General features: G+C 61.7%; 12 protein-coding genes. 11 read left to right on the top strand and 1 reads right to left on the bottom strand.

Annotation, left to right across the window (positions count from 1 at the left end):
- Positions 1-85: 85 nt before the first annotated feature.
- From AB4Z25_RS23755 to AB4Z25_RS23705, 11 genes are all read left to right on the top strand, one after another.
- Positions 86-1,078, top strand: coding sequence for an MsnO8 family LLM class oxidoreductase (locus AB4Z25_RS23755; protein WP_442209461.1), 993 nt, complete (start codon positions 86-88; stop codon positions 1,076-1,078).
- 20 nt (positions 1,079-1,098) lie between these two features.
- Positions 1,099-2,448 carry an LLM class flavin-dependent oxidoreductase gene (locus AB4Z25_RS23750; protein WP_442209460.1) on the top strand — a complete coding sequence of 450 codons (1,350 nt, stop codon included), beginning with the start codon at positions 1,099-1,101 and terminating at the stop codon, positions 2,446-2,448.
- A gap of 18 nt (positions 2,449-2,466) precedes the next feature.
- Positions 2,467-3,666: a M20 aminoacylase family protein gene (locus AB4Z25_RS23745; protein ID WP_442209458.1), complete on the top strand. Its 1,200-nt coding sequence runs from the start codon at positions 2,467-2,469 to the stop codon at positions 3,664-3,666.
- 7 nt (positions 3,667-3,673) lie between these two features.
- A complete protein-coding gene (locus tag AB4Z25_RS23740; RefSeq protein ID WP_442209457.1) occupies positions 3,674-4,219 on the top strand; it encodes a GNAT family N-acetyltransferase in 546 nt (181 codons plus the stop codon).
- A gap of 18 nt (positions 4,220-4,237) precedes the next feature.
- The gene (locus AB4Z25_RS23735) at positions 4,238-6,016 is read left to right on the top strand and encodes an amino acid ABC transporter permease/ATP-binding protein (RefSeq protein ID WP_442209455.1); all 1,779 of its coding nucleotides are present in this window, start codon (positions 4,238-4,240) and stop codon (positions 6,014-6,016) included.
- An 89-nt stretch (positions 6,017-6,105) separates the two neighbouring features.
- Positions 6,106-7,050 (top strand): ABC transporter substrate-binding protein, encoded by a 945-nt coding sequence (locus AB4Z25_RS23730; protein ID WP_442209453.1) that lies wholly within the window; start codon positions 6,106-6,108, stop codon positions 7,048-7,050.
- 112 nt (positions 7,051-7,162) lie between these two features.
- Positions 7,163-8,053 carry an ABC transporter substrate-binding protein gene (locus tag AB4Z25_RS23725; protein WP_442209655.1) on the top strand — a complete coding sequence of 297 codons (891 nt, stop codon included), beginning with the start codon at positions 7,163-7,165 and terminating at the stop codon, positions 8,051-8,053.
- A gap of 9 nt (positions 8,054-8,062) precedes the next feature.
- On the top strand, positions 8,063-9,136 hold the full coding sequence (locus AB4Z25_RS23720; protein WP_442209451.1) for an LLM class flavin-dependent oxidoreductase: 1,074 nt from the start codon (positions 8,063-8,065) through the stop codon (positions 9,134-9,136).
- A gap of 2 nt (positions 9,137-9,138) precedes the next feature.
- On the top strand, positions 9,139-9,735 hold the full coding sequence (locus tag AB4Z25_RS23715; protein WP_442209449.1) for a 2-hydroxychromene-2-carboxylate isomerase: 597 nt from the start codon (positions 9,139-9,141) through the stop codon (positions 9,733-9,735).
- A 141-nt stretch (positions 9,736-9,876) separates the two neighbouring features.
- Positions 9,877-11,196 (top strand): LLM class flavin-dependent oxidoreductase, encoded by a 1,320-nt coding sequence (locus AB4Z25_RS23710; RefSeq protein WP_442209447.1) that lies wholly within the window; start codon positions 9,877-9,879, stop codon positions 11,194-11,196.
- A 79-nt stretch (positions 11,197-11,275) separates the two neighbouring features.
- Entirely contained in the window at positions 11,276-12,664 is a 1,389-nt protein-coding gene (locus AB4Z25_RS23705; protein WP_442209445.1) for an FAD/NAD(P)-binding protein, read from the top strand.
- Here the strand turns inward: AB4Z25_RS23705 and AB4Z25_RS23700 are convergent.
- Complete coding sequence (locus AB4Z25_RS23700) at positions 12,650-13,141, bottom strand: Lrp/AsnC family transcriptional regulator (protein ID WP_112389936.1); 492 nt, start codon at positions 13,139-13,141, stop codon at positions 12,650-12,652. The two genes, AB4Z25_RS23705 and AB4Z25_RS23700, sit on opposite strands and share 15 nt — an antisense overlap.
- Positions 13,142-13,148: the final 7 nt, after the last annotated feature.

The raw sequence follows: 13,148 nt of genomic DNA, 5'->3' as shown, positions 1-13,148 counted from the left end.
TTCAACTCCAAAGAGAAAGCGGTTCCTTACGATGGCAATTATCTACTGATTTTATAGACAATATAGAAATCAATGAGGCGTCGTGATGACATATCTTCTCAGCCTGCTCGACAAGGCCCCGATCGAAGAGGGCGCCAATGCCGCCGAAGCGCTCGTGGCGGCCGTCAAGCTTGCGACCGCCGCTGAAGAGCTCGGCTATCACCGTTTCTGGGTGGCAGAGCACCATAGCATGAGCAACCTTGCAAGCTCGGCGCCGGAGATCCTGATCGCCCATCTTCTGGCAAGGACGCGCTCGATCCGCATCGGCTCCGGTGGCGTGATGCTGCAGCACTATAGCGCCTACAAGGTTGCCGAGACCTTCAACGTTCTCTCGTCTCTTGCGCCGGGGCGTGTCGATCTCGGCGTTGGAAAGGCGCCGGGCGGCTTTCCGTACTCGACGCGCGCGCTGCAGGTCGCGATCGATCCGGCGCTGAAGCCGAGCTTTGCCGACCAGCTCTCGGACCTGAACGCTTACCTCGCTTTTGAAACGCGTGAGGATCGTGCCGCTGCAACGCCGATCCCGCCGGTCAAGCCCGAACGCTTTCTGCTGGGCGCCAGTGTCGAAAGCGCGCTTCTCGCCGCCGAAAAGGGCTGGCGGCTGGTCTTTGCCGGGCATCTGAACGGCGATCCCGACAATCTCAAGCGTACCTTTGACGCTTACGCCCATGCAACCGGAGGGGATGTTCCAATCCTCGCGCTCGCCGCCTTTGCCGCCGAGAATGCCGAACAGGCCCGTCAGCGGGTCGGCGATCTGCGGATCGTCAAACTGTTCCTGCCGAACGGCCAGACCGTGAATGTCGGCAATGAAGAGCAGGCCGCCGAATATGCCAGACAGGCAGGCGTCGCCGAATTCAGGACCGAGGAGAAGATCCCAAGTGTCCTGCATGGAACGGCACGCCAGGTGCGCGACGCGCTCGACGGCCTCCACTCCCAATATGGCGTCCAGGAATTCGTGCTCGACACGCCGGCTCTGACGCCGAGCGAACGTCTGGCGTCGATCGAGCTCCTCGCCAAAGAACGCCTTTCACTCGCTGCCTAACTGCGCTCCGGAGAACCATCATGGCTCAGAAAAACGTCACTTTCGGTATCATGCTGCAGGGCCCGGGCGGCCATATGAACGCCTGGAAGCATCCAAGCGGCCCGGCCGATGCATCGACCAATCTTCAGTTCTTCATCGATACGGCGCGCAAGGCCGAAAACGTGGGCATCGCGTTCGCCTTCGTTGCCGACGGGCTCTATATCAACGAGCAGTCGATTCCGCATTTTCTGAACCGTTTCGAGCCTCTGACCATCCTGTCGGCGCTGGCCGCATCGACGTCGAAGATCGGTCTGGTCGGTACGGTCTCGACCTCCTATAGCGACCCCTTCACCATCGCCCGCCAGTTCGCGTCGCTCGATCTGATCAGCGGCGGTCGCGCGGGCTGGAATGCCGTAACCTCGCCGCTGGAAGGATCCGGGCGCAATTACGGGCGCGAGCATCCCGAGCATGAGCTGAGATACGAGATCGCCGAGGAATATATCGACGCGACCAAGGGGCTGTGGGATTCCTGGGATGACGATGCTTTCATCCGCGACCGGGACAGCGGGCAATATGCCGATTTCGAAAAGATGCACCGGCTCGATCACAAGGGGCGGTTCTTCCGCATCGAAGGGCCGCTCAATATCCGCCGCTCGAAGCAGGGGCAGCCGGTCGTCTTTCAGGCAGGGGCCTCGGATTCCGGCATAAAGCTTGCCGGAAAGCACGCCGATGCTGTCTTCACCAATGGCGGCCCGATCGAGGATGCGAAGACCTTCTACAAGCAGCTCAAGCAGAGCGCGATCGCTCAGGGCCGAAGCGCCAGGGAGATCGGTATCTATCCCGGAATCGGCCCGATCGTTGGGGCGACGGCGGAGGAGGCGGAAACCAAATATCAGGCAATCCGGGGTCTCGTGACCATCGAGGAGGCCCTGCGCTATCTCGGCCGCTTCTTCGATCACCACGATTTCAGTGTCTATCCGCTGGATGAACAATTCCCGGAACTCGGCGATATCGGCCGCAACAATTTCCGCGCCACCACCGACCGGATCAAGAAGACGGCGCGTGAGAACGGCCTGACACTACGCGAGGTGGCGCTCGATGCGGCAACGCCGCGCACGGCCTTCATCGGAACCGCCGATCATATCGCCGACGAGATCATCCGCTGGATCGACGGCGAGGCTGCCGACGGTTTCATTCTCGGCTTCCCCGTGATCGCCGAGGGCTTCGACGACTTCGCGCATCATGTGCTGCCGATCCTGCAGCGCCGCGGCTATTTCGATCCCAAGCTGAATGGCGAGACGCTTCGCGATCATCTGGGACTGCCTTTTCGCACCAGCCGCTATGCCGAAGGCGACGGCGATGCAGACCAGCGAAAGGCCGCCAGCGCCTGAGCGCTGGGGAAACATCTGATGAACGCAAGAGCTCAAACACCTCTAAAGCATGATCGCGTGGAACTGGGGATAGCCTCATTCCTTAACGAATTCATCGAGCTGCGCCGCGATCTTCACCAATATCCGGAACTGGCCTTTCGTGAACATCGCACGAGCAAACTCATCACCTCGCGTCTTGCCTCATGGGGCTATGACGTCGAACACGGCATCGCCGGGACCGGTGTCGTTGCGACGTTGAGGAAGGGAAGCGGTGGCAGGAAGCTTGCCATTCGCGCCGATATGGATGCGCTGCCGATCGAGGAGGCGACGGGCCTTGCCTATTCGAGCAGCAATCCCGGTGTCATGCATGCCTGCGGACATGATGGGCACACAACCATCCTGCTGGCCGCCGCGCGCTATCTCGCCGAGAGCGGCCGCTTCGATGGCACGCTTCGCCTGATCTTCCAGCCGGCCGAGGAGATCGGCGCCGGGGCGCGCAAGATGATCGCCGAAGGTCTGTTCGATCGCTTTCCTGTCGATGCGGTCTTCGGGCTCCACAATTGGCCTGGCGTTCCCGCGGGGCATTTCGGCTTCGTCGCGAATGCAGCCATGGCTTCGGTCGACCAGGCAGTGATCAGGATCGTCGGCAAGGGTGGCCACGGTGCCGAGCCGCATCGCGGCGTCGATCCGGTGCTCGCATCCGCGTCCCTCATCACGGCACTGCAGAGCGTCGTCTCGCGCAATGTCGATCCGCAGGACATGGCCGTCGTCACCGTAGGCTCGATCCATGGCGGATCGGCCTCCAACGTCATCCCCGAAAGCGTCGAGGTGAAGCTTACCATGCGCGCCTACAGCGAGAGCGTTCGCGAAAGGCTGGAGACCCGCATTCCGGCATTGGCTCGCGCACAGGCGGAAAGCTTCGGCGCGACGGCTGAAGTCGATTACCGGCGCGGTTTCCCGGCGCTCGTCAACCATCCCGATGAAACGGCATTCGCGAAAGGCGTGGCACTGAAGGCATTCGATCGCAGCGTAACCGAGGACGATTTTCGCCCGCGAACGGCAAGCGAGGACTTCGCCTTCATGCTGCAGGAAAAGCCGGGAAGCTACCTCTTCATCGGCAACGGCGACAGCGCACCGCTGCACAGCGCCCACTACGATTTCAATGACGCCATCATAGCGCCTGCTGCCCGTTACTGGGTGCAGCTCGCCGAAACCTTCCTTTCCGAAGACAACGGGTAACGACGACATGAGCGACACGTTTCTCTACACAACGCCGCTGGATCCGCAGGCCAAACCGCTGATCGACGAGCTCATTCATGAATATGACAGCCGCTACGGCAGCTACTTCGATGAGAAGGGTGCGGCGGCCGAGCTCAACCGCTATCCGCCGGAAGCCTTCGCGCCGCCGGACGGTAACTTCGTGCTCTTGATCCGCGATGGTGTGACGATCGGCGGCGGCGCCTTCAAGCGCTACGACGAGCGGACCGCTGAGTTCAAGCGCATCTGGACCCGCTCCGACCTGCGCCGCCAGGGGCTGGCGCGAAAGGTTCTCGTCGAGCTTGAGCTGCAGGCGGCCCGCCAGGGCTACCGGCGCGTCTATCTGACGACCGGGTTCAGACAGCCGGAAGCCGTCGGTCTCTATCTGAGCAACGGCTACACGGCGCTGTTCGACATCAATGTCGATCCCGAATTCTACAAGACGCTGCCTTTCGAAAAGGCGATCGCTTCAGGCGTCGCAGCGCCGGCAGCAGATATCGACGCAACGCCGCTTCGTGCGGTCGCCAATCTTTGATTTGAGAAGGAGCAGGGCATGGCGCTGACAAGCGAATTTGCGGGTATCGCAAAGCACGAGCACAGAGCGGCGGAAACCTCCGACTATGCGCGCTACAGGATCGTTCCGGCGCGCCACCCGGCGCGTTTTGCGGGCACGGTCTTTGCCGCCGTCGTCATCGCGGCCATCATCTATTCGACATCCACGAACCCGCGCTGGGGCTGGAACGTCTTTGCCGAATGGTTCTTCGCAGAACCGGTGCTGGCCGGCCTCGGCCGCACCCTGCTTCTGACGGCGCTCGCCACCATCTCCGGCTCCATCCTCGGAACGGCACTTGCGCTGGCGCGTGTTTCCCGGTCGCCGCTGCTGTCCGGTCTCTCCTGGGGCTATATCTGGCTGCTGCGCTCGATCCCCGTCATCGTCCTGCTGCTGGTTCTCAATAACCTCGGCTATCTCTATGAAACTATTACGATCGGCATTCCCTTTACCGACACGGTCTTTGCGAGCTATCCGACGACGCAGCTTCTGACGCCGTTCGCCGCAGCCTTTCTTGGGTTGACGCTGAACCAGTCGGCTTTCTTCGCTGAAATTGTGCGCGGCGGCATTCTCTCGGTGGACCAGGGGCAGCTCGAGGCGGCCGCTTCTCTCGGCCTCTCGCATCGCCGCCAGGCCTTCCGCATCATCCTGCCGCAGGCCATGCGCTCGATCCTGCCGACAGGCTTCAACGAGGTGATCGGTCTCGCGAAGGCCACCTCGATGGTCTACGTGCTCGCCCTGCCGGAACTCTTCTACACGGTGCAAGTCATCTACCGGCGCAATCTGGAAGTCATTCCGCTGCTGATGGTCGCCACCGCATGGTATCTAGTCATCATGACCGTGCTGTCGATCGCTCAGCACTATATCGAACGGCATTATTCGAAGGGCGCCCTGCGCAATCCGAAGCCCTTGCCCTTCCAGGCCTTTTTCTCCCGCTTCACCCACCAGCCGGCGGCCGCTGAATTTATATCTGAAACGACGGTTGCCCATGCGGGGTTGGCCGATGCTGCGGTTCTGCGCGCCGGCGGGGCAATCAGCATCCAGAAAATTTCGAAAAGCTTCGGCTCGCTGAAGGTGCTGGACGGCGTCGATCTCAATCTGCCAGCCGGCAGCGTGACGGCAATCCTTGGACCCTCAGGTTCCGGTAAATCGACGCTGTTGCGCTCGATCAATCATCTGGAGCGCGTCGATGCGGGCTTCATTGCCGTCGATGGCGAACTCGTCGGCTACGAGCAGAAGGGCAACCTGCTCTATGAGCTGAAGGAAAAGGAGATCCTGAGGCGGCGCGCCGATATCGGCATGGTGTTCCAGAGCTTCAATCTCTTCCCGCATCTGACCGTGCTTGAGAATCTGATCGAGGCGCCGATCCAGGTGCGCGGTGCCAAGCGCGAGGAAGCCGTTCAGCTTGCTCAGGAGCTGCTCGCCAGGGTCGGGCTTGCTGACAAGATCAATGCCTATCCCCGCCAGCTCTCGGGCGGCCAGCAACAGCGCGTGGCGATTGCCCGGGCGCTGGCACTACGGCCCAAGGTTCTGCTGTTCGACGAGCCGACATCGGCGCTCGATCCGGAACTGGTCGGTGAAGTGCTCGATGTCATCAAGGAGCTTGCCCGGACTGGGACGACGCTTGTCGTGGTGACGCACGAGGTCGGCTTTGCCCGCGAGATTGCCGATACTGTCGTCTTCATGGACGGCGGCAGGATCCTCGAATCTGGCCCACCGTCGAAGATCTTCACCCGGGCCGAACATTCCCGCACCAGAGAGTTTCTCGCCAAGGTGCTTTGAGCTTTCAGCAGGAAAAGAAATTCCGGCCGCGACGGGCGTCCGGATCGCATGCCAACACCCGCAATCTAAAGAAGAAATGGAGTAGGGTCATGACATTCAGAAATAGTGCAATCCGCCTGCTAGCCGGCGCCGTTGCGGCGGCGACCTTGGGGCTCGGCTCGGCACAGGCGGCCGAGAAGTTCAACTTGAGCCCGGATACCTCGAACCGCATCCGCGCCGAAAAGGACGAAGCCGCGATCAAGGCGATCTCTCCGTCCTTCAAGTTCGTCCAGAAGGGCAAGTTCACCGTCGCCATCAACCCCTGGGATCCGCCGGTCGCGACCTACGCAACGGATGCGAAGACCGTCGTCGGTACCGATCCCGAGATCGCCCAGCTTCTCGCCGATTCCTTCGGCCTCGAGCTCGATCTCGTCCCTGTCGCCTGGGAGGACTGGCCGCTCGGCGTCTCCTCCGGCAAATATGATGCCGTCATCTCCAATGTCACGGTGACGGAGGAACGCAAGGAGAAGTTCGACTTCTCCACCTACCGCAATGACGTGCTCGGCTTCTACGTGAAGGCCGACAGCAAGATCAGCGCGATCAAGGAGCCGAAGGATGTCGCAGGCCTGAAGGTCATCACCGGTGCTGGTACCAACCAGGAGAAGATCATCCTCGAATGGGATCGTGAAAACGTCGCGGCTGGTCTGAAGCCGATCGAGGTGCAGTACTACGACGACCGCGCCGCCGCCGACCTCGCTATCCAGTCCGGCCGCGCCGATGTCGAGTTCAACCCGAATGCCACGCTTGCCTACAGCGCCTCCATCAACGGCTCGACCAAGCTGGTCGGTACCGTGAGCGGTGGCTGGCCCGTCGCGGCCGAGATCGCGGTGACGACGAAGAAGGGCGCCGGCTTGGCCGATGCGGTGACACTCGCTCTCAACGACCTAATCAAGAACGGAAAATACGGCGAAGTGCTGAAGCGCTGGAACCTGACATCCGAGGCGACGGCGGAATCGAAGACCAACCCGCCAGGCCTGCCGAAGAGCGGTTCCTAAGGCTGGTTGAGCGGACCGGCGCGAGGGATGCGAGCCGGTCCGCACGTTTGATTTCAGGAGATTTGAAATGATGTCTTTTGCTTCCTGGCGCCCGGCGCTGCTCTTGAGCGCAATGATGCTGTCAGGCTTCGCCACTGCGCATGCCGGCGACGAATTCGATCTAAGCCCCGAGCAACCGGCCCGCGTTCATGCGGTGAAGAACGAGGCCGCGATCGCCTCGATCCCGAAGAATTTTCCCTTCGTGACGCCAGGCAAATTTACCGTTGCGATCAGCCCCGGTGGACCGCCGCTCGCGACTTATGCCACCGATGCGAAAACGGTCGTCGGCGCCGATCCTGAATATGCCGGTGCCATTGCCGAAAGCCTCGGGCTGGAACTGGAGATCGTTCCGGTTGCCTGGATCGACTGGCCGCTCGGCCTCGTCTCGGGAAAATATGATGCGGTGATTTCCAATGTCGGGGTTACCGAGCAGCGAAAGGAGAAGTTCGATTTCTCCACCTACCGCAAGGGGCTGCACGGCTTCTTCGTCAAGGGCGACAGCGCCATCACCTCCATCAAGGAGCCGAAGGACGCTGCGGGTCTCCGGATCATCGTTGGTGCCGGCACCAACCAGGAGCGGATACTGCTGAAATGGAGCGACGAGGACACCGCTGCCGGTCTGAAGCCGATCGAGCTTCTCTATTTCGATGATGAGGCGGCAAGTCTGCTGGCGCTGCAGTCCGGCCGGGCCGACGTCATCGTTCAGCCACATGCGCAGCTCGTGTTCATCGCGGCGCGCGACAAGAACATCAAGCGGGTGGGAACGCTGAGCGCCGGCTGGCCCGATCGCTCCGATGTCGCGATCACCACGCGCAAGGGCAGCGGTATCGCCGACACGCTGACGATCTCCACGAACGGTCTGATCAAGGATGGCACCTATGCCAAGATCCTCGATCACTGGCATCTGTCGGAGGAAGCATTGCCCGCATCCGAGACGAACCCGCCCGGCTTGCCGAAATTCTGAGTTCCAGAGATGACCAGCAATTCCATCGCGATAAAACATGTCGGTTTCCTGACGCCCGGAAACTACCCCGAAGACGATCCCCATCGCGGGCTCGAAGAGACCCTTCAGCTTCTCAAGCATGGCGAAGAACTCGGCTTCAACAGCGCCTGGGTCAGGCAGAGACACCTGGAGCCGGGAATTTCCTCGGCAACCGCCTTTCTCGCTGCGGCCACCCAGCGCACCAGCCGAATAGAGCTCGGCACGGCCGTCATCCCGATCGGCTACGAAAGTCCCTACCGGCTGGCCGAAGATCTCTCGACCGTCGATGTGCTCTCCAGGGGGCGGCTCAATGTCGGCCTGAGCGCCGGACGGCCGCTTCATGCCGATCTGATCGGGCCTCTTGCCTTCGACGGTGACTGGGAAAGCCACGATTTCTCGCATGCCCGCGTATTGAGGTTCGCTGACAATCTGAAGGGCAGCTATCTCGGGGACGAAGAGACGCGCATCAAGACGCCGTTCGGTCCGCAGCGTCCGCGGCTCAATCCCCATGCGAAGGGACTGATCGACCGCATCTGGTATGGTGGAGGGTCGCTTCGCTCGGCAGCCTGGGCGGCGCAGAACGGCTTCAACCTTCTGATCGGCAATGTGACGACGGGGGAGGAGGCCGATGCGTTCTTCGTCGCTCAGGGACGGCAGCTTGAGCGCTACAAAACGTCCGGCGGCGCCGGCCGACGGGTGGCGCTCGGAAGGGTGATCGTTCCCTTCGACAGTGCCAGCGCGGCGACGCGCAAGCGCTACGCCGCCTATGCCGCGGGCCGTCACGAACGGACGCTCTCGCCGCAAGGAGAACGGCGCACTCTCTTTGCCCGCGATCTTGTCGGGGCTGCGGACCAAATTCTGGAGGCGCTGCACGCCGATCCTATCCTGCCGCATGTGGAGGAATTCCGTCTGGAACTTCCTTATGAATTCATCGACGAGGATTACCGGCAGATCCTACACGACTTCGTGACGGTGATCGGTCCCGAACTCGGTTGGCGCGCCCCTGCGCTTCGGCCATTATCGCCGCCCGCCGATGACGTGAGATCTTTGAAATCAGGATATTAGCAATGACCAAATCCCTCGAGTATTTCTTCTCCATCGGTTCTCCCTGGTCCTATATCGGCCTCGATGCCTTCATCGATATCGCCAAGCGGCATGAGGTCGAGATCGAGCCATTCCTGACCACTGTCATCGAAGAAAACGGCGGCATCTTCTCGCGCAACCGGCCGGAAATCCGCCGCGCCTACTGGATGAGAGACCTGAAGCGCTGGGCAACGGTGCGCGGCAAGGAGATCTGGCTGGACAAGCGCCCGGAACTCGGCGATCCCACACCTGCCTCCTTTCTGGTGATCGCTGCCTATCTCGACGGGAAGGACTGGGTCGGCGTCACCCGCGCCCTGCAGGCGGCCTATTGGGCCGACGCACGCGATATCGGCAAACCTGAGGTCCGCGCCGAAGTGGTCACCAGAGTCGGCTTTGACGGCGAGGCACTGTTGAAGCGCCAAGGCGATGACGACGTTCAGAAGAAATGGAGCCGCGACCGGGAGCGCGCCCGAAACAGCGGCGTCTTCGGCTTCCCGACATTCATCTATGACGGCGAGACCTATTGGGGTCAGGACAATCTGCCGTTCCTTGAAAGGCATTTCGAGGGTGAAAGACCCTGACGGCTGGCGTTCTGAGCGCATTTGCGTTGCCATCCGATAGAAGGGGAAGCGGTGCGAAACGCCTCTTGAACCAGCCTCGCGCCGTCGCCAAATTCTTCTAGCCGCAACCCGTTCAGCCGTCCGCAATCATGGTCAGGTTCATTGACTGAGAAACAGCTTCACCTCGGCGCCTTCATGCGCCCCGTCAGCCTCCACACCGGAGCCTGGCGTTATCCGGGCTCCTATCCGGACGCCAATTTCAACTTCGGGCATATCGTCTCCTTCGCCCAGAAGCTCGAGGCCGCGAAGTTCGATGCGTTTTTCATGGCCGACCACCTCGCGGTCTTGAATATGCCCGAGGAGGCTTTGAAACGCAGCCATACGGTGACGTCCTTCGAGCCTTTCACCTTGCTCTCGGCGCTTGCGGCGCTGACGAGCCGCATCGGCCTTGTCGCCACCGCCTCGACGACATTCGACGAGCCCTATCACGTGGCGCGACGCTTCGCCTCGCTTGATCATATCAGTGCCGGCCGCGCCGGCTGGAACATCGTCACGACGGCCAATCCGGATGCCGCCCTCAATTTCGGGCTCGAGGAGCACGTCGCCCATGGTGAGCGCTATGAACGCGCCCGCGAGTTCTACGACGTCGTTACCGGCTTGTGGGACAGTTTCGAGGACGATGCCTTCATTCGCGACGTCAAAAGCGGCGAATATTTCGATCTCGCCAAAATGCATGTCCTCAATCACAAAGGCCCCGAACTTTCGGTGCGAGGCCCGCTCAACATCGCTAGGCCGCCGCAGGGCTGGCCTGTGATCGTCCAGGCCGGACAATCCGAGCCCGGCCGCCAGCTTGCCGCTGAGACCGCCGAAGTGGTTTTCTGCGCGCCGCGCGATCTTGCCACCGGACAGGCGCTCTATGCCGATATCAAAGGGCGGATGGCCACGCTTGGGCGCGACCCGGGGCACCTGAAGATCCTGCCGGCGGCATTCGTGGTGATCGCGGACACGATCGAAGAGGCGAAGGCGAAACGGGCGGATCTCGACAGCCTGGTTCACTACGACAGCGCGATCGCCTCGCTTTCCATCGCCCTTGGTCATGACGCGTCGAAATTCGATCCCGACCAGCCGCTTCCGGATGTGCCGGAAACGAATGCCAGCAAGAGCGGCCGCGAGCAGGTGATCAGGCTCGCCCGCCAGGAGCAGCTGACCGTTCGCCAGCTGGCGCAGCGCTACGGCGGCTATTCAGGCCTCGCCTTTGTCGGAACGCCGGCGACAATCGCAGACGAGATGGCGGAATGGTTGCAAAGCCGCGGATCCGACGGTTTCAATGTCGTCTTCCCCTATCTGCCGCAGGGGCTCGATGACGTTGTCGAGCGCCTCGTTCCCGAGTTGCAGCGCCGCGGGCTATTCCGCTCGGAATATGAAGGCGCTACGCTGCGCGATCATCTCGGGCTGCCGCGGCCGAAAAGCCGTTACCTTTGATCCTGGGCCGGCTGCGCCCAATTCTACCGGAACCCGATCTGCACCGGATGCGTTTGCTCTTGGCATTTGAGGGATTTGAATGATCTACGACGCGGTACTGGTGGGATCCGGTTTTTCGGCCATAGCAACGCTCTGCAACCTCATCGAGCTTCTTCCAGTAACGGCGACGGTTGCCGTTATCGGCGATGATCCGGGTTTCGGCCGCGGAACGGCCTATCGCTCCGAACTCTATCTTCACCGGTTGAACGTGCCTGCGGGCCGCATGAGCCTGTTTCCCGACAGGCCGGACGGGTTCGTCGAATGGCTTACGGAGCGAAAGCGGCCGCTCCGGGAAGGCGACTTTGCCTCCCGTCAGGACTATGGCCTCTATGTTCGCGACAGTCTTGCGGCCCTGCTGCGCAGCAAGCACTCGCGATGCAAGGTCGATTTCATCAGGGCCAAGGCGACGGGTTGCGTCGAGCGCTACAATGCGACGCTCGGCTTTCTGCTCGACAATGGCGGCGAGATTGCCGGGCGCAACGTTGTGCTGTGTCTTGGTGTCGGCAATGCACCGCTGCCCGTGAAGATTTCCGGCTTGTCCGGAGAGGCGAAGGAAAGGGTGATCGAGAATCCGTGGCGGCTGTCCTGGCTGAGGCGGGTCGGCCTTAATGACCGTGTGTGCATACTTGGCTCCGGGCTGACGATGATCGACCAGGTTCTAGCCCTCCACGCCCGCGGTTTCCGCGGCAAGATCGACGTTCTATCAAGACGCGGCGTCGTTCCGCACGGCCACGCGAAAACGCCGAAGCCGCCGGCCGATTTCGATCCCGCGACCCTGCCTGCAACGATGAGCGCGCTTCTCCATCGTCTGCGCAGGGAAAGCCGGGTTGCTGGTGATTGGCGCTCGGTCATGGACCGGTTGCGCCCACACACCCAGGCTCTGTGGGCTCGCTTGCCGGCCTCCGAGCGCAGCCGTTTCCTCCGTCACGCGCTGCCATGGTGGAACATTCACCGCCATCGCGTGGCGCCCGATGTCCATGCGAGGTTCCAACAGTTGCTCACGAGCGGTCAAGTCGCCGTCCATGCCGGGTTTCTTTCGGGTGTGACCGAGCGCGAAGGCGGCCTTGCTGTCAGCTACCGGCCGAAGGGGACTCAGAATATCGAGAGCCTCGACACCGGTTGGCTGATCAATTGCACCGGCGTCGAGAGGGCAGGGATCTCGCATTCTCCCCTGCTTGCGGAGATGAAGCGCCAGGGCCTCATCAAAGCCGATCCGCAGGGACTCGGCATCGCCGTCGACCATGGTTCGAAGGTGATCGGAGACGTCGCCGTCAATGCGCAAGTCTATGCTGTCGGCGCGTTGACGGCCGGGCAGTTCTGGGAAATCACCGCCGTTCCCGATATCCGCGTCCAAGCACGCGCGGTTGCGTCCGAAGTTGCCGCGGCAGTCGCATCTCCTGCTACGGGCGCCCACTCAGCGCCCGCGTGATGCCTTCGGATTGGCAACCGGCAGGTAGGACAATGGAAGCTCGGTGGTGAATTTCAGTTCCTGCATGGCAAAGCGCGAGCTGACATCGCCGATCTCGACCTTGGCCACCAGCCGCTTGTAGAAGGCGTCATAGCCCGCCACATCGGGCACGACGACGCGCATCAGATAATCGACATCGCCGCTCATGCGGTAGAATTCGACCACTTCCGGGAAACTCGCCACCACCTCGGAAAACCGGCGCAGCCACTCGGGAGAGTGGCTCCTGACGCGAATGGAGACGAAGACCGTCACCGCAGCGTTGATCTTTGCCGCATCGAGAAGCGCCACCCTGCGGCGGATGATCTTTTCTTCCTCGAGCTTCTGCACCCGGCGCCAGCAGGGCGTGGTCGATATGCCGACGGCCTTTGCCAGCTCCGGGCCGGGAATGTCTGCATTGTTCTGCAGCTGCGCCAAAATCTTGCGGTCGACTCTATCCATATTGTCC

The organism is Rhizobium sp. RAF36, assembly GCF_052114105.1.
Lineage (GTDB): Bacteria > Pseudomonadota > Alphaproteobacteria > Rhizobiales > Rhizobiaceae > Rhizobium.
Note: the sequence above shows the minus strand (reverse complement) of the source record. Positions and strands in the feature narration are given on the sequence as shown.